General features: G+C 76.7%; 25 protein-coding genes. 17 read left to right on the top strand and 8 right to left on the bottom strand.

The window, feature by feature from the left end:
* The first annotated feature begins 63 nt into the window (after positions 1-63).
* Together GY42_RS12685 and GY42_RS12680 are read left to right on the top strand one after the other, a co-directional pair.
* A complete protein-coding gene (locus GY42_RS12685) occupies positions 64-1425 on the top strand; it encodes an ABC transporter substrate-binding protein (RefSeq protein ID WP_046529605.1) in 1362 nt (453 codons plus the stop codon).
* Complete coding sequence (locus GY42_RS12680) at positions 1422-2165, top strand: glycerophosphodiester phosphodiesterase (RefSeq protein ID WP_046529604.1); 744 nt, start codon at positions 1422-1424, stop codon at positions 2163-2165. Before GY42_RS12685 ends, GY42_RS12680 begins: the two co-directional genes overlap by 4 nt.
* 52 nt (positions 2166-2217) lie before the next feature.
* On the opposite strand, the gene GY42_RS12675 is transcribed toward GY42_RS12680, so the two are convergent.
* Together GY42_RS12675 and GY42_RS12670 are read right to left on the bottom strand one after the other, a co-directional pair.
* Positions 2218-2889 (bottom strand): hypothetical protein, encoded by a 672-nt coding sequence (locus GY42_RS12675; RefSeq protein ID WP_046529603.1) that lies wholly within the window; start codon positions 2887-2889, stop codon positions 2218-2220.
* A 64-nt stretch (positions 2890-2953) separates the two neighbouring features.
* Positions 2954-3820 (bottom strand): oxygenase MpaB family protein, encoded by an 867-nt coding sequence (locus tag GY42_RS12670; RefSeq protein ID WP_046529602.1) that lies wholly within the window; start codon positions 3818-3820, stop codon positions 2954-2956.
* A gap of 149 nt (positions 3821-3969) precedes the next feature.
* Here GY42_RS12670 and GY42_RS12665 point away from each other — a divergent pair, with 149 nt between their 5' ends.
* Complete coding sequence (locus GY42_RS12665; protein ID WP_046529601.1) at positions 3970-4434, top strand: GyrI-like domain-containing protein; 465 nt, start codon at positions 3970-3972, stop codon at positions 4432-4434.
* A 61-nt stretch (positions 4435-4495) separates the two neighbouring features.
* Here GY42_RS12665 and GY42_RS12660 read toward each other — a convergent pair whose 3' ends face one another.
* Positions 4496-4864 carry a VOC family protein gene (locus GY42_RS12660; RefSeq protein ID WP_046529600.1) on the bottom strand — a complete coding sequence of 123 codons (369 nt, stop codon included), beginning with the start codon at positions 4862-4864 and terminating at the stop codon, positions 4496-4498.
* Positions 4865-5074: 210 nt separating this feature from the next.
* On the opposite strand from GY42_RS12660, the gene GY42_RS12655 reads away from it, so the two are divergent.
* The 4 genes from GY42_RS12655 (at position 5075) to GY42_RS18310 (ending at position 7953) form a co-directional block, all read left to right on the top strand.
* On the top strand, positions 5075-5392 hold the full coding sequence (locus tag GY42_RS12655) for a hypothetical protein (RefSeq protein WP_046529599.1): 318 nt from the start codon (positions 5075-5077) through the stop codon (positions 5390-5392).
* 121 nt (positions 5393-5513) lie between these two features.
* The gene (locus tag GY42_RS18315; RefSeq protein WP_052748377.1) at positions 5514-6758 is read left to right on the top strand and encodes a sensor histidine kinase; all 1245 of its coding nucleotides are present in this window, start codon (positions 5514-5516) and stop codon (positions 6756-6758) included.
* Positions 6755-7408 carry a response regulator gene (locus GY42_RS12645; RefSeq protein WP_046529598.1) on the top strand — a complete coding sequence of 218 codons (654 nt, stop codon included), beginning with the start codon at positions 6755-6757 and terminating at the stop codon, positions 7406-7408. The genes GY42_RS18315 and GY42_RS12645 overlap by 4 nt, the downstream gene beginning before the upstream one ends.
* Complete coding sequence (locus GY42_RS18310; protein WP_052748376.1) at positions 7408-7953, top strand: hypothetical protein; 546 nt, start codon at positions 7408-7410, stop codon at positions 7951-7953. The genes GY42_RS12645 and GY42_RS18310 overlap by 1 nt, the downstream gene beginning before the upstream one ends.
* Positions 7954-8005: 52 nt before the next feature.
* Here the strand turns inward: GY42_RS18310 and GY42_RS12635 are convergent, their stop codons facing one another.
* Both GY42_RS12635 and GY42_RS12630 read right to left on the bottom strand, forming a co-directional pair.
* Positions 8006-8509, bottom strand: coding sequence for a GNAT family N-acetyltransferase (locus tag GY42_RS12635; protein ID WP_046529597.1), 504 nt, complete (start codon positions 8507-8509; stop codon positions 8006-8008).
* Between the two features lie 138 nt (positions 8510-8647).
* Complete coding sequence (locus tag GY42_RS12630) at positions 8648-9532, bottom strand: ArgP/LysG family DNA-binding transcriptional regulator (protein WP_046529596.1); 885 nt, start codon at positions 9530-9532, stop codon at positions 8648-8650.
* Positions 9533-9602: 70 nt separating this feature from the next.
* Between GY42_RS12630 and GY42_RS12625 the strand changes: the two genes are divergently transcribed.
* From GY42_RS12625 to GY42_RS12615, 3 genes are all read left to right on the top strand, one after another.
* Positions 9603-10406, top strand: coding sequence for a LysE/ArgO family amino acid transporter (locus GY42_RS12625; protein ID WP_046529595.1), 804 nt, complete (start codon positions 9603-9605; stop codon positions 10404-10406).
* A 203-nt stretch (positions 10407-10609) separates the two neighbouring features.
* On the top strand, positions 10610-11140 hold the full coding sequence (locus GY42_RS12620) for a GNAT family N-acetyltransferase (protein ID WP_236686785.1): 531 nt from the start codon (positions 10610-10612) through the stop codon (positions 11138-11140).
* Between the two features lie 52 nt (positions 11141-11192).
* Complete coding sequence (locus GY42_RS12615; RefSeq protein WP_046529594.1) at positions 11193-12116, top strand: NADP-dependent oxidoreductase; 924 nt, start codon at positions 11193-11195, stop codon at positions 12114-12116.
* Positions 12117-12151: 35 nt separating this feature from the next.
* Here the strand turns inward: GY42_RS12615 and GY42_RS12610 are convergent, their stop codons facing one another.
* The 3 genes from GY42_RS12610 to GY42_RS12600 are packed head-to-tail and all read right to left on the bottom strand — an operon-like array spanning position 12152 to position 15783.
* A complete protein-coding gene (locus tag GY42_RS12610; RefSeq protein WP_046529593.1) occupies positions 12152-13393 on the bottom strand; it encodes an alpha-amylase family protein in 1242 nt (413 codons plus the stop codon).
* A gap of 24 nt (positions 13394-13417) precedes the next feature.
* Positions 13418-14404: a uroporphyrinogen decarboxylase family protein gene (locus GY42_RS19130; RefSeq protein WP_046529592.1), complete on the bottom strand. Its 987-nt coding sequence runs from the start codon at positions 14402-14404 to the stop codon at positions 13418-13420.
* Entirely contained in the window at positions 14401-15783 is a 1383-nt protein-coding gene (locus tag GY42_RS12600; protein WP_052748375.1) for an aminotransferase class I/II-fold pyridoxal phosphate-dependent enzyme, read from the bottom strand. Before GY42_RS12600 ends, GY42_RS19130 begins: the two co-directional genes overlap by 4 nt.
* Before the next feature lie 168 nt (positions 15784-15951).
* On the opposite strand from GY42_RS12600, the gene GY42_RS12595 reads away from it, so the two are divergent.
* From GY42_RS12595 to GY42_RS12565, 7 genes are read left to right on the top strand one after another with little or no spacing between them, the layout of a single operon-like run.
* Entirely contained in the window at positions 15952-17388 is a 1437-nt protein-coding gene (locus GY42_RS12595; protein WP_046529591.1) for an amidase, read from the top strand.
* Positions 17389-17419: 31 nt separating this feature from the next.
* Complete coding sequence (locus GY42_RS12590; RefSeq protein ID WP_052748373.1) at positions 17420-18559, top strand: ABC transporter substrate-binding protein; 1140 nt, start codon at positions 17420-17422, stop codon at positions 18557-18559.
* Positions 18559-19614: an ABC transporter ATP-binding protein gene (locus GY42_RS12585; RefSeq protein ID WP_046529590.1), complete on the top strand. Its 1056-nt coding sequence runs from the start codon at positions 18559-18561 to the stop codon at positions 19612-19614. The genes GY42_RS12590 and GY42_RS12585 overlap by 1 nt, the downstream gene beginning before the upstream one ends.
* Positions 19611-20504 (top strand): ABC transporter permease, encoded by an 894-nt coding sequence (locus GY42_RS12580; protein WP_201775275.1) that lies wholly within the window; start codon positions 19611-19613, stop codon positions 20502-20504. Before GY42_RS12585 ends, GY42_RS12580 begins: the two co-directional genes overlap by 4 nt.
* Positions 20497-21306, top strand: coding sequence for an ABC transporter permease (locus GY42_RS12575; protein ID WP_046529589.1), 810 nt, complete (start codon positions 20497-20499; stop codon positions 21304-21306). The genes GY42_RS12580 and GY42_RS12575 overlap by 8 nt, the downstream gene beginning before the upstream one ends.
* Before the next feature lie 9 nt (positions 21307-21315).
* Complete coding sequence (locus GY42_RS12570) at positions 21316-23436, top strand: hydantoinase/oxoprolinase family protein (RefSeq protein WP_046529588.1); 2121 nt, start codon at positions 21316-21318, stop codon at positions 23434-23436.
* Complete coding sequence (locus GY42_RS12565) at positions 23420-25396, top strand: hydantoinase B/oxoprolinase family protein (protein WP_046529587.1); 1977 nt, start codon at positions 23420-23422, stop codon at positions 25394-25396. The genes GY42_RS12570 and GY42_RS12565 overlap by 17 nt, the downstream gene beginning before the upstream one ends.

Genomic DNA, 25396 nt, shown 5'->3' with positions numbered 1-25396 from the left:
CGGACCCGGCCCCCGGCACGCCCACCGACCGGTGGCGTGCGCCCCCGACACCGAGGAGACCCCGTGTCCCACCGTGCCGCCCCGACCCGCCGCGGCCTCGCGGCGCTCGCCCTGGCCGCCGTCGGCGCCCTGGGCCTGACGGCCTGCACCACCCCGACGATCGCCACCGGCCAGGCCGCGGAGCCCGCCGCGACCGACGCCGTCGACTGGTCGACCGTGACCCCCGCGTCCGAGATCACGTGGTGGAGCAACCACCCGGGCGCGTCGAAGCCGGTCGAGGAGGAGCTGATCAAGCGCTTCGAGGCCGAGCACCCCGAGATCAAGGTCACGCTCGTCACGGCGGGCGCCAACTACGACGAGGTCGCGCAGCGGTTCCAGGCGGCGTCGCAGACGTCCGAGCTGCCGGACCTCGTCATCTCGTCCGACGTCTGGTGGTTCCGGTACCACCTGAACGACCAGATCATGCCGCTCGACGACGTGTTCGAGCACCTGGACGCCGACGCCGACGACTTCGTGCCCGCGCTGTACGGCGACTACGAGTACGACGGCCAGCACTGGGCCGCGCCGTACGCGCGCTCGACGCCGCTCTTCTACTACAACAAGGAGAAGTGGGCGGCCGCGGGCCTGCCCGACCGCGGACCCGAGACGTGGGCGGAGATGCAGGAGTGGTCGACGAAGCTCGCCGGCCAGGTGCCGGCGGACTCGAAGCCGCTCGGCCTGTCGACCGGCCCGTCGTGGGCCGCGTGGTGGTTCGAGAACATGATCTGGGGCCAGGGCGGGCAGTACTCCGACGAGTGGACGACGACGCTCGACACGCCCGAGGCGGTCGCGGGCGGCGCGTTCCTCCAGGACCTCTTCCACGGCGACGAGGCCTACGCGACGGTCTCCGAGGACTCGGCCGTCGACTTCTCGTCCGGCGTCGTCGCGGCGACCATCGGGTCGACGGGCTCGCTCAAGGGCATCCTCGACGCGGCCACGTTCGACGTCGGCACGGCGTACCTGCCCGACGGCCCGCAGGGCGGCGGCACCCCGACGGGCGGCACGGGCCTGGCGATCCCGAAGGCGAAGTCGCCCGAGCAGCAGCTCGCGGCCGCGATGTTCCTGCAGTTCCTCACCGACACCGACCAGACCGCGTACTTCTCGCAGAACACCGGGTACATGCCGGTCCGCACGTCGGCGGTCGAGTCCGACGCGATGAAGGCCGTGTACGCGTCCACGCCGCAGTTCCGCACCGCGGTCGACCAGCTCGCCGACAAGGCGCGCTCGCAGGACTGGATCCGGGTGTTCGTGCCGGGTGCCGACCAGGTCCTCACCGAGGGCATCGAGCAGATCGTGCTGCGCGGCGAGGACCCGCAGAAGGCGTGGTCGTCGATCGCGCCCAAGCTCGACACCGCCTACCGTGAGAACGTGGAGCCGTACCTGTGACCAGGGTCGTCGCGCACCGGGGCAACTCGGCCGTCGCACCGCAGAACACGCTCGCCGCGTTCGAGGCGGCCGCCCGCGCGGGCGCCGACTCGATCGAGCTCGACGTGCAGCTGACGTCCGACGGGCACGTCGTGGTGATCCACGACGACACGCTCGACGCGACGACCTCCGGCACGGGCTGGCTCAAGGACACGCCGCTCGCGGCCGTCCGTGAGCTCGACGCCGGTGCGTGGTTCGCACCCGCGTACGCCGGGCAGCGGGTCCCGCTGCTCGCCGAGGTGGTCGAGCTGCTCGACCGGCACCCGTCGCTCGACCTGCTGTGCGAGGTCAAGGGCGAGTGGACGGCCGACGAGGTGGCCCGCGTCACGGGGCCGCTGCGGGACGCGGGGCTCGCGGACCGCACGGTCGTGCAGAGCTTCTGGCCCGGCACGGTCGAGGCCCTGCGCGTGGCCGACCCGGGGCTGCGCCGCGGGCTGCTGCTCGCGGAGGTCGGCGACGACCTGCTCGACACGTGCGCAGCGCTCGACGTCACGATGGCCAACCCGCACGGGCTGCTGCTGCTGCAGCACCCCGACCTGGTCGACCGGCTGCACGCCGCCGACCTGCGGGTCGCGGTGTGGACGCTCGACGAGCCCGCGCACTGGGCCGCGGCGGTCGAGGTGGGGGTCGACGAGATCATCACCGACCGCCCGGACCGCCTCGCGGGCTGGTTGGCCGCGCGCCGTGTGACGCTGGGCTGACCGTCGACGCACGGGTCGTGAAGGGTTGCTGCCGTCTCCCGGCAGCAACCCTTCACGCCGTCGTGGGGTCGGTGACCAGCACCGGGGCCGCGAGGTCGGCGTTGTCGACGACGAGCGTCGCGCGCCGCTGCGGGTCGCAGGTCGCGTGGTAGAGCCGCTGACCCGCCAGGAACCGCTGGTGCCGGGGGTCGGCCGGGTCGGGCACGAACCCGTCACGCACGGCCATGCGTGCGAGCGCGACGGGCACGGGGACGCGCAGGTACACCGACAGGTCCCACGCGTCGACGAGCTCGTCGCGGTGCAGGTAGATCCCGTCGACCAGCAGCACCGCGTGCTTGCCGGCGTGCCGGACGGGTGCGTGCCACCGGGCGTCCCTCGCGCGGTCGTAGCCCGCGGCGCGGTAGGCGCGGCTGCCTCCCGGGCCGAACGGGTCGAGGACGTCGGTGCGGAACCGGGCGTCGTCGTAGGAGTCGTGGAACGCGCCCTCGGGTGAGGCGACGCCGCGCGCGTACCGCTCGGCCGTCAGCCGGTGGAAGTCGTCGACCGACACCCGCACGACCTCACGGCCCGCGGCCCCCAGCACGGCGGCGAGCTCGTCGGCGAACGTCGTCTTGCCCGAGCCGTCGATCCCGTCGACCCCGAGCCGCACCGGCCGGCCGAGCGCGACCGGGTCCGGGACCGCGGCCGCGACCCTCACGAGGAGCGCGTCGCGGGCGGTGGTCACGGGCGACCACGCTAGCGAGCGGTCGCCGCTCGCATCAGGACCGCCTCGTGCCGGACGGGAGCGGTCAGCCCTCGGGCTGGCCCGCGAGCAGCCAGCGGACCGTGCGGGTCGCGACGTGCCCGCCGCCGCGCGCGAGCGCCGAGCCGACGCGGCCGCGGCGGCGCAGGCCCAGGCCGTCGGCCGCCCACGCGGGCAGCGACTCGACGGCCGCCGCCGTGAGGGCCGTGTACCCCGGCCGCAGCGTCCACGGCACGGGCGGCTCGCGCAGCAGGAACGTCGCGGCGTCGAGCGCCGCGGGCGTCGCGCGCAGCACGGGCCGGTAGCCCTCGAGCGCCGCGCGCAGGTCGGCGACCGTCTCCGGCACGTCGACGGCGCCCAGCGCGCGGCCGATCCGTGCGGTCTGCGCGACGTACTCGTCCGCCCGTGCTGCGCTGAGCGGGTGCTGCCCGTACCGGGTGTGCGCGTCGAGGAACGACTCGATCTCCGCGACGTGCACCCAGCGCAGCAGGTCCGGGTCGTCGGCCGCGTACGGGATGCCCTCGGGGCTCACGCCGCGCACGCGCGCGTGGATGGTGCGGACCGCGTCGATCGCGGCCTGCGCGTCGTCGGCCGTGCCGAACACGGTCGTCGCGAGGAACGTGCTGGTCTGCGCGAGCCGCCCCCACGGGTCCTCGCGGAACGCCGAGTGCCCCGCGACGCCCGCCATCGCGGCCGGGTGCAGCGACTGCAGCAGCAGCGACCGGATCCCGCCGACGAACATCGACGCGTCCCCGTGCACGACGCGCACCGCCGCGTCCGGCCCGAACCAGCGCGGCCCCTCGCGGTGGTGGATGCGCTCGCGGGACCGGTGCCCGTGCGGCCCGGCGACGCGCAGGAACAGCGCGCTGCCGGCGCGGGCGCGCCACTGGCGGACGGGGGCGGCGAGACTCACGCACCCACGGTACGGACGCCGGACGACACCCGCGCGGCGGTCGGCGGGACGGTCCCCTGGGACGGTGGCCGGTGAGTCCGGGCGCCCCGCACGGTCGGTACCGCCACCGCCGCCCGCACCGGGCGCCGGACCTGCGAGGAGAGGCCCCGATGGACAGCACCCGCACCACCCTCCCGACCGTCACGCTCGCCGCCGTGCGCGGCACCGTGCCGACGGCCGGGCTGCCCGCCTTCTACGACGCCGCCTACCGGCAGGTCGCGCAGGCCGTTGAGCGCGAGGGGTGGACGATCGTCGGCCCGGCGGTCGGCTGGTACCACGGCATGCCGACCGGCACGGTCGACCTGGCGGCGGGGTTCGCGGTCGAGGGCGCCGCACCGGGGGCGACGTCGGGCGACGTGACGGTCGTCGAGCTGCCCGGCGGTGACGCGCTCGTGCTCACGCACACCGGCCCGTACGACGCGCTGCCCGACGCGTGGGCGCGCGTCGAGGACGACCGGGTCGCGCTCGGCGTCGACGGGCGCGGCGACTTCTGGGAGGAGTACGTCACCGACCCCGAGCCCGGCGGCGACCCCGCGGCGAACGTCACGCGGCTCGTGCTGCCGCTGCGCGGCTGACCGCCGCACCCCGCCGGCGCGCTCGCAGCGGCGGGCCGGCCGGGTGCGTCGCCCGTGATGCTCAGCCCTCGCCGCCCGTGCGGCCCTCGAACAGCCCCACGTGGTTGCCGTCCGCGTCGGCGACGACCGCCCACCAGCTCGTCGCGTCGATCGGCTCCTTGCCGTGCAGCACCCGACCGCCCAGGTCGGCGACGCGCGCCAGCGCGTCGTCGATCGAGTCGACCTCGACGTAGCTGCGCGGCTGCGTGAAACCCTCCGAGCGGGGCGCGAGCCCGCCGCCGCTCACGCCGTTCGGCGCCGACCACATCGGGTAGCCCTCGAAGCCCGGGATCTCCCGGATCTGCCAGCCGAACAGCCCCTCGTAGAACCGCGTCGCGGCCGCGGTGTCCGCGACCGGGATGTCGACGTGCGTGATGTCGCCGTGCGCCATGACCGTCCCCCTCGACCCGTCGGTGGGCGGGTGCCCACCCGTGCTCCGGACGCTAGCCCTCGGTGCTCACTCACGGAACCGGTGGTGCTCAGATCCCCGCGCACGGTGCCGATGTCCCGGGGGAGCGCCCGCAGCGCCGGGTACCGTCGCAGGCGTCCACGCCGCCCGTGCGTCGACGGGCGGTCACCACGGGACGGGGGGAGGACCACGATGACGACGACGCTGCGACCGTGGGTCCCGACCCCGCGCGCCCCGCGCGACGACGAGCCGCGCACGGGCGCGCGGCCGGCCGCGGGCCCTCGGCCCGACGACCAGGACGACACGACGACGCAGCACGCACCGACCGGCGAGCACGCCGTCGCGCGGGCGGCACGACCCGCCGACGACCGTGCGGCCGGGCCCTGCGCGGGCGCGGTGCCCTGCGCGGCACGTCCCGGCACGCCGCTGCACCACCCCGACGGCGCGTGCCGGTGCTTCGCGGGCGGCCCGCGGCCGGAGTTCCTGCCCACGGGCGGTGCGCCGGGCTGACCGGCGCCGGGCGGAGCCTGTCCGGTGGAGCCCCGGCGGACGTCCGCTCCACCGGTCGTCGCGGGTCGTCTCCGTCCCAGGGCGGTGGAAGGTCCGGTGGGCGGCCCGCGAGGATCGGGGCATGCCCGTCCCGTCGACCCAGCTCGCCTCGGCCCCGACCGCCGCGGCACCCCGCGTGCGCGCGGACCGGCAACGCCTCGGCACCGCCGTCGTGCTCGCCGTGCTGGTCGCGGCCTTCCAGCTGGCCACGCCGATCATGGGGTACTCGTGGTCGGGGGTCGTGGACCTGACGCCGGGGACGGACGCGCGAGCCGTCGCCGGCGTCGCGGGGGTGGTGGTCGTCGCCGCGGTGGTCCTCGCGGTGTGGCGGCCCGTGCTCGCGACCGTCGTGGCCGCCGCACCGTTCGCGTTCCTGCCGTGGACCGGGTGGTTCATGGTCGGCTGGTACCTCGCGCTGGTCGGCGTCGCGCTGGTCGCGGCGCTGCGCACGTGGCGCGCGGCGCTGCCGCCGTACGCGGCCGCGCTGGGCCTGGCGGCCGTGTACTGCGGCGGCAACCTCGTGGGGTTCACGCCGATCGGTGCCGTCACGTCCGGGAGCGGCCCGCCCTTCCGGTGGCTGACGTTCGCGCTGTACGTCGTGTGGGTCACGGGCGCCGTGCTCGTCGCGCTCGCGTTCGGCGCCCGGCAGCGGACCCGCCGGCGCGAGGCGCTCGCGCAGCAGCAGGAGGAGCGCGCGCTCACCACCGACGCCCTCGCGCGCGAGCGGGCCCGCATGGCGCGCGACCTGCACGACGTCGTCGCGCACCACGTGTCGCTCATCGCGGTGCGCGCCGAGAGCGCGCCGTACCAGTACCCCGACCTCGACGCCGACGCGCGCGCCGTGCTCGCCGACGTCGCGCGCGACGCGCGCGAGGCGCTCGGCGAGCTGCGCGAGGCCCTCAACGTGCTGCGCCGCACCGACGACGACGCGTCCGTCGCGCGTCGTCCGCAGCCCACCGCGCACGACGTCGACGGGCTGGTCGCGGACGCGCGCGCCGCGGGTCAGGACGTGCGGGTCGTGGGGGAGTGGTCGCACGTGCCGGACGCCGCGGGGTACGTGCTGTTCCGGGCGCTGCAGGAGGCGCTGACCAACGCGCGCCGCCACGCGCCCGGCGCGCCGGTCGACGTCGAGCTCGTGCAGCGCGCCGGCGAGGTGGGACTGCGCGTGTCGCAGCCGCTGACCGGACCGGCGGAGCCCGTGCGCCCCGGTCGCGGGCTCGTCGGCATGCGCGAACGCGTCGACGCGCTGGGCGGCGAGCTGCGCGCCGACGCGACCGCGTCGCGGTTCGTCGTGGACGTCCGCCTGCCCGTGGCGGTGGCGCCGTGATCCGCGTGGTCGTGGCCGACGACCAGGCCGTGGTCCGGGCCGGCTTCGCGGCGATCCTCGCGGCCGCGCCCGACGTGGACGTCGTCGGGGACGCGGGCGACGGGGCCGTGCTGCTCGACGTCGTCGCCGCGCAGCGCCCCGACGTCGCGGTGGTCGACGTGCGCATGCCCGTGATGGACGGCATCGAGGCGACGCGCGCGATCGCCGCCGCGCACCCCGGCACGCGCGTGCTCGTCCTCACGACGTTCGACCTCGACGAGTACGTGTTCGACGCGCTGCGCGCCGGCGCGTCGGGGTTCCTGCTCAAGGACGTGCCGGCCTCGCGGCTCGTCGAGGCCGTGCGCGCGGTGGCCGACGGCTCGATGCTGCTCGGTGCGAGCGTCACCCGGCGGCTCGTCGAGGACTTCGCCGCGCGCGGTGACGCGCGGTCGCTGGCGGTGCTGACGCCGCGCGAGACCGAGGTCGTCGCGGCCGTCGCGCGCGGGCTGTCGAACGCCGAGGTCGGTGCCGAGCTGTTCATCACCGAGCCGACCGTGAAGTCCCACGTGTCGGAGGCGCTGCGCAAGCTCGGCTGCCGCGACCGCGTGCAGCTCGTCATCGCGGCCTACGAGGCGGGGCTGGTGCGGCCGGGCGCGCGCCGGGACGACTGATGACGGGGCTCGTGGTCGGGCTCGTCGTGACGGGGCTGCTCATGAGTCTGGTCGGGTCGTTCGCGCCGGTGTTCGCCGCGGAGGCGTACGTCGTGGGCGTCGCTCTCGCGCAGCCGCCGGGCGTCGCGCTGCTCGTCGCCGCGGCCGTCGTCGTCGGGCAGACGCTCGGCAAGGTGGCCGTGCTCGCGTCGGTCCGCGCGGCGCCGGGGTGGGCGTGGGTGCGCCGGGTGCGCGCGGCGACCGGGCACGGGCCCGTCCGCGCGCCGGGCGGGTGGTGGGCGCCCCTCGCGGCACGGACGGCCGCGTGGGCCCGGCCCGTGCACCGCTGGACGACCGAGGCGATGGGCCGTCCGGCGGCGCCGCTCGTCGTCGTGCTGAGCGGTGCCGTCGGTCTGCCGCCGCTGCTGGCCGTCACGCTGTGTGCGGGCACGTCGCGGATGCGGTGCGTCCCGTTCGTCGCGGCGTGCGCGGCCGGTCGGGGCTTGCGGATGGGTGCGCTCGCGGTCGCGCCGGGCCTGCTCGCGGGTGGTGCCCTCCTGCTCTGACCCGGGCTCGTCGGGCCCGGCTCGGCGCGGACGCCGCCGACGCGCGTCCCGCTCAGGTGCCGGCGGCGCCCCCAGGCCCGGCGGCCGTGGGCGCCGCGGGGTCGCGCAGCCGCGCGAGGTACCGACCCGGCTCGACGGGCGCGAACCCGAACCGCTCGTACAGCCGGTGCGCGTCGGCCGTGGCCAGGACGACCCGCGGCAGACCCAGGGCCTCCAGGTGCGCGACGGTGCCCGCGACCAGGGCGACGCCGACCCCGCCGCCGCGGTGCTCCTCGTCGACGAACACGTCGCACAGCCACGCGAACGTCGCGCCGTCCGTGACGACGCGCGCGAACGCGACCTGCTGCCCCGACGCCTGCTCGACGACGCCGAAGCAGAGCGATCCGTCGATCGCGGCGTCCTGCGTCGCGCGGGTGCGGCCGCGGGCCCAGTAGGAGCGCTCGGACAGCCAGCGGTGCACCGCGGCCCGGTCGACGTCGGCGCGGTCGGTGGTGAACCGGTACCGGGCGGTGTCGAGGCCGGTCGTGCCCCGGGGCGGCGTCCCGTCGGTCGTCATCGCGGCACGGTACCGCCGACGCCGTCCCGCCGCGGACCGACGCTCGGGCGGCGGCGTCAGGGCTGCAGCGGGTCCTCGCCGACGAGAGCCCGTCGACGGCCGGGGGACGTCGACATGCGCGGCCGGGTGGTCGGGCGGTCAGCCGGGAGGGGCCAGCGCGGTCCGGGCCCCGGCCCGCAGCGCGTCCGCGACGGCGTCGAGCGCCGCCGTGCGCAGCGACCACTGCTGCCAGTGCAGCGGCACGTCCACCGCGTCGTCGGTCAGCGGGACCAGGCGGCCGGCGCGCTCGTCGGCGTCGGACTGCTGCGCCGGGAGCATGCCCCAGCCGAAGCCGAGCCGGACCGCGGCGGCGAAGTCTGCCGACGCAGGCACGAGGTGGCGCGGCGGGCGCGCGGGGTCCACGCGGTGCCGGCGCAGCCAGCGGTCCTGCAGGCGGTCGGCGGCGTCGAACACGACCACCGGGGCCACGGCGAGCGCGGCCGCGCGCGGGCCGTCGGGGAACCAGCGGTCGACGAACGCGGGTGCTGCCATCGGCCGGTAGCGCATGACGCCCAGCGGCTCGACCGTGCACCCCTGCACCGCGACGGCCTGCGACGTGACCGCGCCCATCACGGAGCCGTCGCGCAGCAGGTCGGCCGACCGCTCCTGGTCCTCGCGGACCAGCCGCAGCGCGATGCTCCCGGCCAGCGGCGCGAGCGCGGGCAGCGCCCACGTGGCCAGCGAGTCGCCGTTGACGGCGAGCGTCACGTGCGGAGCCGTCGCGTCGCCCGCGAGGTGGCGCGTCGCGTCGGCCGTGAGGGTGTCGAGCTGGCGCGCGAGGCGCACGAGCGGCTCGCCGGCGGCCGTCGGGCGCACCGGCCGGTCGCGGCGCAGCAGCACCGCGCCGGCCCGCTGCTCGAGCGCCTTGATGCGCTGGCTGACCGCCGACGGCGTCACGTGCAGCGCGCGGGCGGCGGCGTCGAACGTGCCGAGGTCCGCCGCGGCGGCGAGCGCGCGCAGCTGCCCCAGGTCCCAGTCGGCCATGCAGCCACGCTAATGGTCCGTGCCGAACATTCGCTGTACTGGTGGTCGAGCGGTGCCTAGCGTCGTCTGCATGTGGACGTCCGCCCTCGCCGGCCTCGGGTTCGGCCTCGCGCTCATCGTCGCCATCGGCGCGCAGAACGCGCACGTGCTGCGCCAGGGGCTGCGCCGCGAGCACGTCGGCGCTGTCGTCGCGGTGTGCGCCGCGTCGGACGTCGTGCTGATCGTCGTCGGCACCGCGGGCGTCGGCGGCACCATCGCCGCCAGCCGCACGCTCACGGTCGTCATGAGCGTGCTGGGCGCCGGGGTGCTGCTCACCTACGGCGCGCTCGCGGCCCGGCGCGCGGTGCGGGGCGGCGAGACGCTCGTGGTCGAGCCGGTGCCGGTCGCGGCCGGTGCGGCACCCGGTGGTGCCCCGCTCGTCGCCGTCGGGGCGGGGGCCGGTGACCCGACGGCCGAAGCGGCGGTCGACGGGGGCGCGGCGCTCCCGGCCGCGACCGGTGACGGCCGGGTCGCGCGCAAACGGGGTGGTGACGGCGGGACCGGGACGGCGGCCACCGGCGCGCGGCCGGGCGGGCGCGTGCGGCTCGGCGCGGTCGTCGCGACGACGCTCGCGCTCACGTGGCTCAACCCGCACGTGTACCTCGACACCGTGGTGCTGCTCGGGTCCGTGGCCGCCGGGCACGGGGACGCCCGGTGGTGGTTCGCCGCCGGTGCGTGCGTCGGGAGCGTCGTCTGGTTCACCGCGCTCGGGTACGGCGCCGCGCTGCTGCGCCCCGTGTTCGCGCGCCCCGCCGCGTGGCGCGTCCTCGACGCCGTGATCGCTGCGGTGATGGCGACCATCGCGACGACCCTCGTCCTCGACCTGCTCGCGTGACCCCCGCGCCGAGCCCCACCTCGCCCGGCCCTCCTCGACGGGCAGCGGCACGGCGCGACGGACACCCGCGTGCCGCCGTCCGTCGTCCGTGCGGCTGTCCGTCGGCGGTGCGGGGGTGCGGGGGCGGGGTGGGGGCTGCGGCGGGGTGGTGGTGGGGACGGACGTCCTGCGTCGGCCGGTGCGGTGGACGGGACGCTGCCGGGGTGGACCCGATCACGACCGAGCGCCTGACCCTGCGCGACTTCCGCCCCGACGACGGTGCGGCGCTGCACGCGTACCTCGGCGACCCCGACGTCGTGCGGTTCGAGCCCTACGGCCCGCAGGACCGTGCGGCGTGCGACCGGCAGGCCGCCGAGCGGGCCGACGACCCGCGGTTCGTCGCGGTCTGGCACGGCGACGTGCTCGTGGGGCACGTGTACCTCGCTCCGGCCCCACAGCCGCTCACGTGGGAGCTCGGCTTCGTCTTCCACCCCGCGCACGGCGGCCGCGGGTACGCGACCGAGGCGGCGCGCGCGCTCGTCGACCGGACGTTCGCGGCGGGCGCCCACCGGGTCGTCGCGGGCTGCGACCCGCGCAACGAGAGGTCGTGGCGGCTGCTGGAGCGCCTCAACATGCGGCGCGAGGCGCACCTGGTCGAGGCGGCGACGTTCCGCACGGCGCCCGACGGCACGCCCGTGTGGCACGACGCCTACCGGTACGCGGTGCTCGCGCGCGAGTGGCCCACGTCGCCCTGACGGCGCGCGGGGAGCGGGAACACGACGGCCCCGGGGTGTGGTTGCCCTCGGTATGCGTGCCATCACCTACGACCGCTTCGGCGGCTCCGACGTCCTGCAGCTCACCGACCTCCCGGAGCCGAAGGTCGGCCCCGACAGCGTGCTCGTGCGGGTGCGCGCCGCGTCCGTGAACCCCGTCGACTTCAAGGTCCGCCAGGGGTACCTCGACCCGATCATGGACATCCAGTTCCCGGCCGTGCCGGGCTGGGACGTCGCGGGCGTCGTCGAGCGCGTCGGCCTCGACACCCCGGAGCTGTCCGTGGGTGACGAGGTCTACGGGTACGTGCGCCGCGACTGGCTGCACGGCGGCACGTTCGCCGAGTACGTGGCCGCACCTGTGCGGACGCTCGCGCGCAAGCCCGCGTCGCTGAGCTTCGAGGAGGCGTCGGCCGTGCCGCTGGCCGGGCTCACGGCCTTCCAGACGATCGAGCGCGCCGGCGTCGTCGCGGGGCAGACGGCGCTCGTGCACGCGGCGGCCGGCGGGGTCGGGCAGTTCGCGGTGCAGATCCTGCGGGCCCGGGGCGTGCGCGTCATCGGCACGGCGTCGGAGCGCAACCACGACCACCTGCGCGCGCTGGGCGCCGAGCCCGTGACGTACGGCGACGGCCTGGTCGACCGCGTGCGCGCGCTCGCGCCGCAGGGCGTCGACGTCGTGCTCGACTACGGCAGCGACGACCTCGTCGCCACCACGCGCGCGGTGCTCGCCGACGGCGGCACGGTCGCGTCGATCGTCTCGGCCGACGCGCGCACCGAGCTCGGCGGCCACTACGTGTGGGTGCGGCCCAGCACGGCCGACCTGGACGCGCTCACCGCGCTCATCGAGGACGGCGCCGTGAAGGTCGACGTCGCTCAGGTCTTCGACCTCGCGGACGCCGCCGCGGCGCACGACCTCGTGGCCGGCGGGCACGTGCGCGGCAAGGTCGTCGTCCGCGTCTGACGTCGGTGCGCCGCGCGACCGGGCGGAGCTCGCGCTCAGCGCGCGAACAGCACCGTGCCGTCGGCGTCCCGCACCGTCGCGTGCGGCGCGTCGGTGACGTCGAGCTCGACGTGCAGGCGGTGCGCGCCGTCGGCCGACGTCGCGGCGTACCGGTACCGCGTGTTCGACAGCTCGTCGGCCGCGGTCCGCGCGGTGTGCAGCCACGCGTGCCGGCGGCGCAGCGCGACGAGCTCGCGGTGCACGGCCAGCACGTCGCGGGCGTGCGCGTCGACGTCGGCGGGCGTGGAGGGCAGCGCGGGCCGGATCGCGTCGTCGCCGCCCTCGCGCTCCTCCTTCAGCCCCGCCCAGCCGAGCTCGTCGCCGTAGTACAGCGACGGCACGCCGCCCACGGTCATGAGCACGACGAGCGCGAGCACGGCCGCCTCGGGGCCGACCTGCGTCGCGATCCGCGTGACGTCGTGGTTGCCGACGAACGTCTGCGGCACGAACGCCTCGAGGAGCGTCGTGTGCCGCCCGAGCGCGTGGTCGAGCTCCCAGAAGTTGCGGTCGAGCAGGCTGCTCCAGACGGCCTTCCACAGCTCGTACTGCGTCACGGAGTCCATGCCGGACGCCGCCACGACCCCCGCGTAGTCGCCGTGGATGACCTCGCCGACCACCCACGCGTCGGGGTGCCGCTCGCGCACCGCCGGCAGCACGCGCGCCCAGAACGCGGGCGGCACCGCGTACGCGGCGTCGAGCCGCCAGCCGTCCACGCCGCGGTCCAGCCAGTGCGTCATGACGTCGGAGACGTACGCGGCCACCGCCGGGTCGTCGTGGTTCAGCGCGACGAGCGCGCGGTGCCCCTCGAAGTCCGCCGTGCGGGGGCCGTCGGGGTGGTCCCAGTCGACGCGCAGGAACCCCGCCCGCGGGCCGTCGCGGCCCTCGGCGAGAACCTGCGCGACGACCGGGTGCTCGGCACCGACGTGGTGGAACACGCCGTCGAGCACGACGCGCAGCCCGCGCGCGTGGGCCTGCTCGACGAGCCGGTCGAGGTCCTCGTCGGTGCCCAGACGCGGGTCGACGCGGTAGTGGTCCGTCGTGTCGTAGCCGTGCGTCGACGACGCGAACACCGGCCCCAGCAGCAGGCCGTTGGCACCGAGCGCGACGACGTGGTCGAGCCAGGGGAGCAGCCGGTCGAGGCGGTGCGGTTCGGGGGCGACGTCGGGTTCGCGCACCGGCGCCCCGACCGCACCCAGCGGGTACACGTGCCACCAGATCGCGTGCTCGACCCAGCCCACGACACCACCTCCCGTGGCGTGACCCTAGCCCCCGAGGGCCCGGGTCTCCTCGACGAGCGCGCGCAGGTGGGCGGGCGGCACGGCGAGCGGGTACGAGCAGGCCGGTGCCACGACCAGGCGTCCGCCGGTCGCCGCCCACGCCGCGCGGACGGCCGCGCGGACGTCCGCCGGCGTGCCGTCGCGCAGCACGCCGACCTGGTCGACGCCGCCGAGGACCGGGCGTCCCGTCAGGCGCATGCCCTCGGCCAGCGCGGGGCCGGGTCCGGTGTGCTCCCAGCTGACGAGCTCGGCGGGCAGCGCGGGCGCGACCTCGAGCAGCGGCTCGGGGAGGTGGAAGTGCACGACGCGCAGCCAGGTCGCGGCGGCGGCCTCGAGGACCTGCCGGTCGCCGTCGAGCGCGACCTCGCGGTACGTGCCGGCGTCGACCAGGCGGTGCGAGGCGGGGAACAGCGAGAGGTAGACGCCGTCGGCCCCGGCGTCGACGAGCGCCTCGACGAGCGCGACGAGCGTCCGCGTGATGGTCGCGAGGCCCGCGACGACGGCCGCGCGGTCGTCGCGCAGGTGGGTCAGCAGCACGTCCTCGCCCGCGAGGTACCGGGCGACGGACAGCGGGCTGAACACGGTCGGGAGCACGGGCACGTCGGGGCCGACGCGTGCGCGCGCGAGGCGCACGGTCGTGATCTCGCGCGCGAGGCTGGCGACGTCGGCCGGCACGAGCTCGGGCAGCGCGTGCCAGTGCGCGGGCTCGCTCACGGGCCGGTGCAGGTAGTCGCGGACGCCCAGGGGGTCCCCGCGGTCGACGGTCCGGGCGCCCCAGCCCTCGGCGAGGTAGGCCGCGGACGGCGTGAGCTTGAGGACGTCGAGGTCCAGCGCGTCGCGGTGCCGGACCTCGGCGTCGACGTGCGCGGCGGCGTCCTGGTCGGCGCCGGGCCAGTGCCGCCACACGGTCACGGCGGGGCGGTCGGGGCGCTCGCCCGCGAGGGTCGCGCGGACGCGCTCGGCGGGGGTCACGTGGCCGCGACCTGGGAGCGTGCGGCGTCGGCCAGCAGCCGCGCGAGCTCGGCGAGGTGCGCGTCGGCGGGCAGCTGCGGGCTCGCGACCCGCAGCAGGGGCCGCGCGGGTGCGCCGACGAACGTCCGGCCCGACGCGACGAGCGTGATGCCGTGGCCGGAGAGCTCGGCGAGGGCCTGCGCCTCGTCGTGCGCGGGCAGCCAGACCAGCAGGCCGCCGGGGGACACGACGGCGTCGGTGCCGAGGTCCGCGAGCGCGGCGACGAGGTTCTGCGCGGTCGTGAGGTAGTCGCGGGCCGCCGCGTCGGCGAACGCGCGCGCGGCGGGGTCGAGCAGCATGTGCGCGAGCGCGTTCTGCAGGATGCGGCTCTGCGCGAGGATCCCGTGGCTGCGCAGCAGGCGGGTGCGCTCGACGAGCTCGCGCGCGCCGCCGACGACGGTGGTGCGCAGGTCGAGGCCGAACGCGCGGCAGTACGACGCGAGCCGGACGACCCGGTCGGGCAGGAGCGTGCCGAGCGTGTGGGTGCCGCCGGGGTGCAGCGTGCCGAGGACGTCCTCCTCGACGACCCAGGCGTGCGGCGCCCGGGTGCGCAGGACGTCCGCGAGCTCGGCGGCGCGGTGCGGGTCGAGCACGCTGTCGACCGTGAGCGTGCCCTCGGGCTGCAGCAGGAAGGTCGTCGCGCCGGCGGTGAGCGCGGCCGCGAGCGAGCCGGGCTCGGGCCCGCGCTCGTCCGACGTCACGGGCACGACGCGGTAGCCGAGCGAGCGCAGGTTGGCGACGGTGCCCGGGGTCGTGGGCTCCTGCACGGCGACGGTCCCGCCGGGCGGGGTCGCGGCCTCGCAGGTCAGCAGCGCGGCCTCGCCCGAGCCGGAGACGGTGCTCCACTCCTGCGCGGGGAACGGCCACTCGCCCTCGACGGCGGTGCGCAGCAGGTCGGTGATGTGCTCGCGCGCGAGCGAGTGGGTGCGGGGCTCGGCGAGGCTGAGCTCGAACGCGCGGCGCAGGTCGGGCAGGTCCTCGGCGGCGGGGTGCGCGCTCGTGAGGTCGACGGACGCCCAGCCGTCGAACTCGCGGGGGGCGGCGGCCTGCGGCCACGCGTCGGCGCCGACGACGACGGTGCCGCCGCGGCGGCGCGTGCGCACGAGGCCCTTCTCGACGAGGCGCGCCCACACGGCGGCGATCGAGGACGTGCTCGCGCCGCTCGCGGCGGCGAGGTCCTTGATGGTGGGCAGCCGGGTGCCCGGCGGCAGCGAGCCGTCGGTGATGCGGCTGACGAGCAGCTCGGTGAGCGCGCGCGGCGGCAGCCCCTGCACGTCGGTGAGCAGGAGGTCGGTGACGTCCTCGCGTGGCGCCCCCTGGCGCGTCGGTCCCTGGGCCATAACATCCGAGAACATAGCGGTACCCCGGTGCCGCGTGCGAGGCCGTCCGTGCGCACGGGCTCGCGACCCCGTGGCGCTCGTGCCGCTGCGGCCCGGGGCGATCTCAGCAGGTGAGAGTCGCGCGAGGCCGATGGACGCCCGACCAGGTCTCCACTATCTTCACCAAATGTGTCGGGAAATCATCCGCTAGATAACTCGGTGACGGGGATCGCCGAGCGCGTGCGCTCGGGCGCCCTGAGCGCCGTGGCGGTCGTCGAGCGCGCGCTCGACGCGATCGACCGGCTCGACCAGGACGTCCGCAGCGTCGTCTGGCGCGACGACGACGCCGCGCTCGCGCGCGCCGCCCGCCTCGACGCGCTCGTCGCCGACGGCCGCGACGTCCCCCCGCTCGCGGGCGTGCCGATGACGGTCAAGGACCTCTTCGCCGTCGCCGGTCAGCCCCAGGGCCGTGCGTCGCTCGCGTACGACGACGACCCCGCACCCCGCTCGGCGCTGCTCGTCGACGCCGCCGTCGACGCGGGCCTCGTGCAGGTCGGGCGCGCCGCCGCGCCCGAGCTCGGCATGACCACGTCGGGCGAGAGCGACCGCTGGGGCGTGACCCGCAACCCGTGGGACCTCGACCGGTCGCCCGGCGGGTCCAGCGGCGGCTCCGCGGCGTCCGTCGCGGCCGGGATCGTGCCCGTCTCGCTCGCGAGCGACGGCGGCGGCTCGATCCGCGTGCCCGCCGCGTTCTGCGGCGTCGTCGGCCTCAAGCCGTCCCGCGGCCTGCTGCCCACGCGCGTGCAGGGCTGGGCCGGCGGTGCGGTCGAGGGCGCCATCACGCGGACCGTGCGCGACAGCGCCTACGTCCACACGCACCTCGCGCGCGACGACCGGCACGCGTGGACGCTGCGCGGCGGGCCCGCGCCCGACCTCGTCGCCGCGCTCGAGCGCCCCACGCCCGCGCTCCGCGTCGGCCTGCTCACCGAGGCGTTCGACCCCGCGATCGACGTCGACCCCGCGTGCGCCGCGGCCGCGCGCGGCGTCGCGGACCGGCTGCGGGCCGCGGGCCACGACGTCGTCGACGTCCGCCCGAGCGCGGCGACCGCCGAGGTCATGGACATCTACCCGCGCACGATCATCCCGACGTGGCTCGCGCTCGACCCGCCGCCGCGGCCCGAGCTGCTGCCCGCGCACGTGCAGCGGCACCTCGCGCACGCCGCCGGGATCGACGCGACCACCTACGTGCGCGAGGTCCTGCGCTTCCAGGAGCTCGCGCGGCAGATCGTCGCGGACCTGTTCGACGACCTCGACCTGCTCGTGACCCCCACGACCGCGACGCGCGTCCCCGCGGTCGGCGAGGTCCGCGCCGAGCTCCTCGCCGCCGGGGGCCCGACGTCGCGCACCTGCACGGTCTACGAGCGCACGCTCGCCTTCACGACCGTGCCCAGCGTCATCGGCTCGCCCGCGCTGTCGCTGCCGACGCACGTCGACGACGACGGGCTGCCGCTCGGCGTCCAGCTGGTCGGGCGCCAGCGCAGCGACGGCCTGCTGCTGCAGGTCGGCCGGGACCTCGAGGAGCAGCTGCGCTGGACGGACCGATGTCCGTCCGTCGCGCCCCGCTGACCCGTCGACCCACCCCCAGGAGCACTGCGCCATGTCCCCCCGCACCACCGTCCGCGTCACCCCCCGCACCGCGCTGCGCACCGGCACCGTGCTGTCCGTCGCCGCCCTCACCCTCACCGCCTGCGGCGCCTCGACCGACGGCGGCACCGGCACGTCCGGCGACGCGACCGCCGACGGCGACCTGTCCGGCCAGACCCTCACCGTCGCCGCGTACGCCGGCTCGTGGGGCGAGTCGTTCACCAAGGCGTTCGTCGAGCCGTTCGAGGAGGCCACCGGCGCGACCGTCGAGCTGGTCCCCGGCGGTCCCGCCGAGTGGCTCACCGCGCTGCGCTCGTCGTCCGGCGGCGAGCCCGCCTACGACCTCGTCGCGTTCACGCCGAACGTCATCCCGAGCGCCGTCGCCGCGCGCGTCGTGCAGCCCCTCGACACCGACCGCGTCGCCGACTGGGCCGACCTCAACACGACGCTCGTCGCGCAGAGCAACGTCGGCGACGTGCAGTACGGGCTGCCGCTCACCGTCGGGTCGACCGGCCTGGCCTACCGCACCGACCTCGTCACCGACCCGCCCACCGACTGGTCGGACGTGTTCCGGCCCGAGCTGTGCGGCCACGTCGGCGTCTCGCCGCTCACCTTCAACACGGGCGTCGAGTTCCTCGCCGGTCTCGTCAACGAGGCCGGCGGCTCCCTCACCGACCCGGCCGACGTCGACGCCGCGTTCGACCGGCTCCAGGACCTCGCCGACTGCGCGTCCGCGTTCCCGGCGGACGGCACGTCCGTCGAGACGGCGCTCGCCAACGGCGACGCGTGGATCTCCGCGCACTGGGACGGCCGCGCGTTCGTCCAGCAGAACCAGGGCCTGCCCATCGGCTACGCGTACCCCGCGTCGGGCTCGGTCGGCGCGCTGACCTCGTTCTTCGTCACCGAGGGCACCACGCACGAGGACCTCGCGTACGCGTTCCTCGACTACCTCGCGTCGCCCGAGCACCAGCCGGTCTTCTCCGAGGGCACCTGGTACGCGGCGTCGAACGACACCAACGTCTACCCCGAGAAGTTCGCCGAGCAGATCACCAGCGGCCCCGGCGCGTACGACGACTTCGTGTGGGTCGACTACGAGGCGATCACGCCGCAGCTGGCCGACCTGCAGGCGCGCTGGCAGGAGATCTTCGGCTGATGACGTCGGGACGCGTCGAGGTCCGTGACCTGCGGCTCGGCTACCACGGTGAGCTCGTCCTCGCGCTGGACGAGCTCACCGTCGAGCCGGGCGAGTTCGTCTCCGTGCTCGGACCCTCCGGGTGCGGGAAGTCCACGCTGCTGTCCGCGCTCGCGGGCTTCGTCGAGCCCATGGCCGGCACGGTGCACATCGACGGCGAGGACGTCACGCACGTCCCGCCGCACCGCCGCGAGACCGGCATGGTCTTCCAGAGCTACGCGCTGTTCCCGCACCTGACCGTGCGCCGGAACCTCGAGTACGGGCTGCGCGCCCGCAAGGCCCCGCGCGCCGAGCGCGACGCGCGCGTCGCCGAGGCGCTCGCGCTCGTCGGCCTCGAGGACTTCGCCGGCCGGTACCCCCGGCAGCTGTCCGGCGGGCAGCAGCAGCGCGTCGCGATCGCTCGCTCGCTGGTCACCCGCCCGCGCGTGCTGCTGCTCGACGAGCCGCTGTCGAACCTCGACGCCAAGCTGCGCCGGTACATGCGGCACGAGCTGCGCGAGCTGCAGCAGCAGGTCGGCACCACCATGGTGTTCGTCACGCACGACCAGTCGGAGGCGCTCGCGACGTCCGACCGGGTCGTGCTGCTCGCGGGCGGCCGGCTCGAGCAGGTCGGCACCCCCGAGGACCTGTACCGGCGCCCGCGCACCGCGTTCGTCGCGGACTTCGTGGGCGCGGCGAACGTCCTCGACGTGCGGACCGGGCCCGGCGGCGAGGCCCGGGTGCTGGGGCGCCCCTACGACGTCGCCGCGCCCGCGCCGGCGCGCGTCGCGCTGCGGCCCGAGGTGCTGCGGCTGCGGGCCGTGACCGGCACCGACCCGGAGGGCTCGGTCGTCACGGTCGTGTCCGTCGGCTTCGGCGGCGAGCGGTACGACTACCGCGTGCGCACGGCGGACGGGCGGACGCTGCTGGTCTCGCCCCCCGCCGACACCGCGCCGCACCCCGTCGGGACGTCGGTCGCGCTGCACTGGGAGCCCGGAGCCGTCGTGCCGCTCGCCGACGAGGACGGCGCCGCGTGAGCGCGGTCGCGGCGGCGCCCCGCGCACGGCGGCGGCCCCGCGTGCGCCCGGGCGTCGTGCCCGCCGTGCTCCCGACCGTGTTCGTGCTCGTCGCGTTCCTGCTGCCGCTCGCGGGCCTCCTGGTGCTGTCGCTGCGACCCACCGACGCGTTCAACTTCGCGCTGCCCGGGTTCAGCCTGCGGCAGTACCGCGAGGTGCTCACCACGCCCTACCTGTACCGCTCGCTGCTGGAGAGCCTGTCGCTCGCGGTGCGCGTCAGCGTGACCTGCCTCGTCCTGGCGTACCCGGTCGCGTGGTACCTCGCGCGCGCCGCGCACGGGTGGCGCAAGACCCTCGTGTTCACGGTGACGCTCTCGCCGCTGCTCGCGTCCGAGGTCGTGCGGTCCTTCGGCTGGCGCATCGTCATGGCCGGCGAGGGGCCCGTGAACCGCACGCTGCAGGCGCTCGGCCTCACCGACGCGTCGCTGCCGCTGCTGCGCTCGCCGTGGACCGTGTTCCTCGCGGTCGTCCACGTGCTGCTGCCGTTCGCGGTCATCGCCCTGACGGCGTCGCTCGGGGCCATCGACGACGCCGTGCTGCGCGCGTCGGCCGACCTCGGCGCGTCCGCCGCGCAGACCTTCCGGCGGGTCGTGCTGCCGCTGTCCGCGCCCGGCCTGGTCGCGGGCGCCGTCATCGTCTTCTCGCTCACCATGGGGATCTACGTGACCCCGCTGCTCGTCGGCGGGGCGAACCAGCCGCTCGCGGGCCTGCGCGTGCAGAGCGAGGCGATGGTGACGTTCAACCAGCCCCGCGCGGCCGCGCTGAGCTTCGTGCTGCTGCTCGTGACGCTCGTCGTGTGCGCGGTCGTCACCGCCGTCGGTCGCCTCGCCGAGCGGGGGACCCGTGGCTGACCGGTCGCGCACGCACCGGCGCACGGCCGGCCGCGTCGCGGCCGCGGTCCCCGTCGCCCTGGTGTGCGCGTTCCTGCTGCTGCCGCTCGTGGTCGTCGTCGTCAGCTCGTTCGCGGCGCAGAACAGTTTCCGGTTCCCGCCCGAGGGCTTCTCGCTGCGGTGGTACGGCGAGGTCCTCGGCAACCCCGCGTGGGTGTCGTCGCTCGCGGTCTCGGCGCGGCTCCTGCTCGTCGTCGTGCCCGTGGTCGTGCTGCTGGGGACCCTCGGCGGGTACGCGGTCGGCGGGGGGGACTTCCGCGGCCGGCGTGCGCTCTCGCTGCTGTTCGTGTCGCCGATCATGGTGCCGTCCGTGATGCTCGGGCTCGCGCTGCTGCACCAGCTGCAGGTCGCGGGCCTCGTCGGCTCCGCCGTGGGGCTCGTGCTCGCGCACGTCGTCGTCACGTTCCCGTTCTGCGTGCGGGTCGTGGCCGTGAGCGCCGCCGCGCTCGACGCGCGCCTCGTGCGCGCCGCGCAGGACCTCGGCGCGTCCCCGCTGCGCGCGTTCCTCACGGTCACCGTGCCGCTGCTGCGGCCCGGGATCGTCGCGGGCGCGTTCCTCGCCGCCGTCATCTCGCTCGGCGAGGTCGCGGTGTCGGTGTTCGTGTCCGGCGCCCGCACCGTGACCGTCCCCGTGCGCGTCTACTCCGCCGTGCAGGTGCAGATGGAGCCGTCGGTCGCCGCGATCTCCACGCTCATGCTCGTCGCCGCCGTCGCGGTGATCGCGGTCCTCGACCGCACCCTGCGCATCTCCCGCTTCCTCTAGGACCCCACCATGACCGCAGCACCCCGGTGGCGCGTCGGCGTCGACGTCGGCGGCACGTTCACCGACCTCGTCGCCGTGCCCACGCACCGCACCGGCCACGACCTGTCCCGCCTCGTCGCGCACAAGGTCGCCAGCACGCCCCACGACCCGGCCGCCGCGGTCGAGGAGGGGCTGCGCGGCCTCGCCGAGCGCGGCGTGGCCTTCGCGGACGTCGCGTCGGTCACCCACGGCACGACCATCGGGCTCAACGCGATCCTGCAGCGCCGCGGCGCGCGCGTCGCGGTGCTCACGTCCCGCGGGCACCGCGACCTCGTGCAGATCGGCCGCGCGCGGCTGCCCCGCTCGTTCGACCTGCACGCGGCGCCGCCCGCACCGCTCGTGCCGCGCGACCGCGTCGTCGAGGTCGACCTGCGCTTCGGCGCCGACGGCACCCCGGTCGCGACGCTGGACGAGCCCGCGTACGCCGCGGCCCGGGACGCGCTCGCGGCGACGACCGCCGCGGCGGTCGCGGTCTGCCTGGTGGGCGGGTACGCGGCACCCGCCGCCGAGGCCGCCCTCGCCGCGCGGCTCACCGCCGACCTCGGGGTGCCCGTCACGTCCGCGGGCGCGCTGTGGCCCGAGTCCGGCGAGTACGAGCGCACGGTCCTCGCGGTCCTCGACGCGCAGGTCCGGCCGCTCATGACCGCGTACCTCACGTCGCTGCGCGACCGGGTCGCGCAGCTCGGCCTCACCGCCCCCCTGTTCATCTCGACGTCCAACGGCGGTTCGGTGTCGCTCGCCGCCGCGCTCGAGCGCCCCGTCACCACCGTGCTGTCCGGCCCCGCCGCGGGCGTGTCGGCCGCCGGGCTGCTGTGGCCCGACCGTGACGTCGTGACCCTCGACATGGGCGGCACCAGCAGCGACATCGGCGTCGTGCGGTCCGGGCACCCCGCGGTGACCACGACGACGTCGATCGGCGACCACCCGCTCACGATGCCCGTGGTCGACGTCGAGGCGATCGGGGCCGGCGGCGGGTCCGTCGCGTGGGCCGACGGGTCGGGCGCGGTCGTCGCGCTGCGCGTCGGCCCCCGCAGCGTCGGCGCCGTGCCCGGGCCCGTCGCGTACGGCCAGGGCGGGCAGCACCCCGCGCTCACCGACGCGTACGTGCACGCCGGCGCGATCGCCGACGGCGCGTTCCTGCAGGGCCGCATGCGGCTCGACGCGGCCGCCGCGACCGCTGCGCTCGACGCGCTCGGCGCCGCGCTCGCGGACCCCGGCACGGACGACGCGACGGGCGTCACCGACGCCGTGCTGCGCACCGCGACCGCCGGCATGTCCACCCGGGTCCGCACCGTGCTCGCGCGCCACGGCGAGGTCCCGGACGCGTTCACGTTCGTGGCGTTCGGCGGTGCGGGCGGCACGCACACCGCGCTGCTCGCGCACGAGCTCGGGGTCCGGCGGGTCGTCGTGCCCGCCGCGGCCGCGACGTTCTGCGCGCTGGGCGCGGCGCTCGCACCCGTGCGGCGCGACCTCGTGCGCTCGGTCCACGCGCGCGCCGACGACGCCGGCACGCGCGAGGTCGACGCGGTCGCGCGCGCGCTCGCCGCGACCGCGGTGGACTGGCTGCAGGAGCAGGGCGTCGGCACGGAGGGCGAGCTCACGGTCGCGGTCGACGCCCGCTACGACGCGCAGCCGACCACGCTCACCGTCGACGTCGCGCACGTCGGCACGCCGGACGTGCGCGCCGGGCTCCCGCCGCTGCGCGCCGAGGACGTCGCCGACCTGTTCGCGCAGGCGCACACGCGCTACCACGGCTTCGCCGACCCGAGCGTGCCGGTCGTCGTCGAGGCCGTCCGCGTGGCCGTGCGCGGCGCGCAGGCGCCGGTCGTGCGCACCGGCGGCCGCGACGGCCTGCGGACGGTCGCGCACCGGCGGCTGCGGGTCGACGGCCGCTGGCACGACGCCGCCGTGCTCGCCCCCGCGCCCGACGGCACGACCGACGCCGTGCCCGGCCCGGCGGTCGTCGAGAAGGGCGACACGAGCGTCGTCGTGCCGCCCGGCTGGACGGTCACGCTGGACGGCGCCGCCGACCTCGTGCTCACCCGCACGGCCACCACGCAGGGAGGGGACCGCAGTGCTCACGGTGCTTGAGCGCGAGCTCGGCCAGACGCGTCTGGTCGCCGCGACCGAGGAGATGTCGCTCACGCTGCAGCGCGCGAGCCGCAGCCTGTACGTGCGCGAGACCGCGGACTTCGCGTGCGCGATCGCCGACACGTCGGGCCGGTTCGTCGCCTACCCGCAGGGCATCGGCGTCTCCGGGTTCCTCGGGCTCGACGTGTCCCACGCGGTGCGCACGGTCGCCGAGCGCGAGGGTCTCGCGCCCGGCGACGTCGTGCTCACCAACGACCCGTACACCTCGGGGGCGCTGTCCACGCACCTGCCGGACGTGCACGCGATCGCGCCGTACTTCGACGGCGACGAGGTCGTCGGGTACGGCTGGACGTTCATCCACGTGTCCGACATCGGGGGGCGCGTGCCGTCGTCGGTGAGCGTGCGCAACGACACCGTGCACGCCGAGGGGCTGCGCATCCCGCCCGTGAAGTACGTCGCGGGCGGCCGCGTCGTGCCCGCCGTCGACGCGTTCCTGCGCGCCAACTCCCGCACGCCCGAGCAGAACGACGGCGACCTGCACGCGATGCTCGCGGCGCTCGACCGCGGCCGCACGCGCGTCGCGGACCTCGTCGCCGCGCACCCGGGGGACGGGCTCGCGCAGATCGGTGCGCACGCGCGCGAGCAGACGGCCGCGCGGGCCCGGCGCGCGCTGTCCCGCCTCGCCGACGGCGAGTACGTCTTCGACGACTACCTCGACAACGACGCCGTGAGCGACCTGCCGCTGCGGGTCGCGCTCCGGGCGACCGTGCGCGGCGGGCACGTGCACCTCGACTTCACCGGCACCGACCCGCAGGTCGAGGCCGCGCTCAACATGGTCACGCAGGGGCGCGCGCACTCGTGGGTCCTCACGCGGGTGTTCGCCCTCGTCGGCACGCTCGACCCCGACGTGCCGCTCAACGGCGGGCTCATGGACGTCGTCGACCTGCACGCGCCCGACGGCACGCTGCTCAACGCGCGCGAGCCCGCCGCGGTGGGCGTGCGCCACGCGACCGTGTCCCGCGTCAACGACGTCGTGTCCGGTGCGCTCGTGCAGGCCGCACCCGACGTGCTGCCCGCGGCGTCCAGCGGCCTGGTCGTGCCCGTGGTGTTCGCGTCGGCCGCGGGCGGGACCGTGCAGGTCGTCGAGCCGATGGTCGGCGGCACCGGCGGGCGTGCGGGCGCCGACGGCGTCGACGGGCGCGACAGCGGCATCTCCAACCTCGCCAACAACCCGGTCGAGGTGGTCGAGGCCACGGTCGGCGTGCGCGTCCTGCGCTACCACGTGCGCCCCGACTCGGCGGGTCCCGGGCGGTGGCGCGGCGGCTGCGGCCTCGAGCTCGAGATCGAGGCGCTCGAGCACGGGTCGCTCCTGGCGCGCGGCCTGGAGCGCACGCGGTTCCGGCCGTGGGGCTACGCGGGCGGCGGCGCGGGCGCGGCCACCGAGCTGCTGGTGAACCCCGGGCGCCCCGACGAGCGGCGGCTCGTCGTGGTCGACACGGTGCCCCTCGCGCCCGGCGACCGCGTGGTGCTGCGCACGGCCGGCGCGGGCGGCTACGGCGACCCGTTCGAGCGGGACGTCGCGGCCGTGCTGGCGGACGTCGTGTCGGGGCTCGTGTCGGTCGAGGCCGCGCGCCGCGACTACGGCGTGGCGGTCGTCGACGGGCAGGTCGACGCCGCGGCGACCGCGGCGCTGCGTGACGTGCCGCGCGCGGCGACCACGTGGGGGCGCGGTGCCGAGCGCGACCGCTGGGACGCGCTGCTGCCCGCCGCGCTGCTGGACCGGCTCGCGGCCGCGCTGCAGACCCTGCCCGTGCCGCAGCGCGCACCCCGGCGGCGCGCGCTGCTGCACGAGGTCCTCGCGGGCCTGCCGCAGGGGTTCCCCGCGATCGACGCGGACGAGTCCGCGGTCGCGGCCGCGCGCGCGGTGGCCGAGCGGCTCGTGGCCGAGCTCGCGGGCTGA

Source organism: Cellulomonas sp. FA1 (assembly GCF_000986825.1).
Lineage (GTDB): Bacteria > Actinomycetota > Actinomycetes > Actinomycetales > Cellulomonadaceae > Cellulomonas > Cellulomonas iranensis.
The sequence above is the reverse complement of the archived record's forward strand: the minus strand, read 5'-3'. Positions and strand labels throughout refer to the sequence as shown.

Coding starts and splice junctions, on each gene's coding strand:
- GY42_RS12665 (WP_046529601.1), top strand. CDS start 3,970: ATGGACAGCACCCGCACCACCCTCCCGACCGTCACGCTCGCCGCCGTG.
- GY42_RS12660 (WP_046529600.1), bottom strand. CDS start 4,864: ATGGCGCACGGCGACATCACGCACGTCGACATCCCGGTCGCGGACACC.
- GY42_RS12655 (WP_046529599.1), top strand. CDS start 5,075: ATGACGACGACGCTGCGACCGTGGGTCCCGACCCCGCGCGCCCCGCGC.
- GY42_RS18315 (WP_052748377.1), top strand. CDS start 5,514: ATGCCCGTCCCGTCGACCCAGCTCGCCTCGGCCCCGACCGCCGCGGCA.
- GY42_RS18310 (WP_052748376.1), top strand. CDS start 7,408: ATGACGGGGCTCGTGGTCGGGCTCGTCGTGACGGGGCTGCTCATGAGT.
- GY42_RS12635 (WP_046529597.1), bottom strand. CDS start 8,509: ATGACGACCGACGGGACGCCGCCCCGGGGCACGACCGGCCTCGACACC.
- GY42_RS12630 (WP_046529596.1), bottom strand. CDS start 9,532: ATGGCCGACTGGGACCTGGGGCAGCTGCGCGCGCTCGCCGCCGCGGCG.
- GY42_RS12625 (WP_046529595.1), top strand. CDS start 9,603: ATGTGGACGTCCGCCCTCGCCGGCCTCGGGTTCGGCCTCGCGCTCATC.
- GY42_RS12615 (WP_046529594.1), top strand. CDS start 11,193: ATGCGTGCCATCACCTACGACCGCTTCGGCGGCTCCGACGTCCTGCAG.
- GY42_RS12600 (WP_052748375.1), bottom strand. CDS start 15,783: ATGGCCCAGGGACCGACGCGCCAGGGGGCGCCACGCGAGGACGTCACC.
- GY42_RS12590 (WP_052748373.1), top strand. CDS start 17,420: ATGTCCCCCCGCACCACCGTCCGCGTCACCCCCCGCACCGCGCTGCGC.
- GY42_RS12585 (WP_046529590.1), top strand. CDS start 18,559: ATGACGTCGGGACGCGTCGAGGTCCGTGACCTGCGGCTCGGCTACCAC.
- GY42_RS12570 (WP_046529588.1), top strand. CDS start 21,316: ATGACCGCAGCACCCCGGTGGCGCGTCGGCGTCGACGTCGGCGGCACG.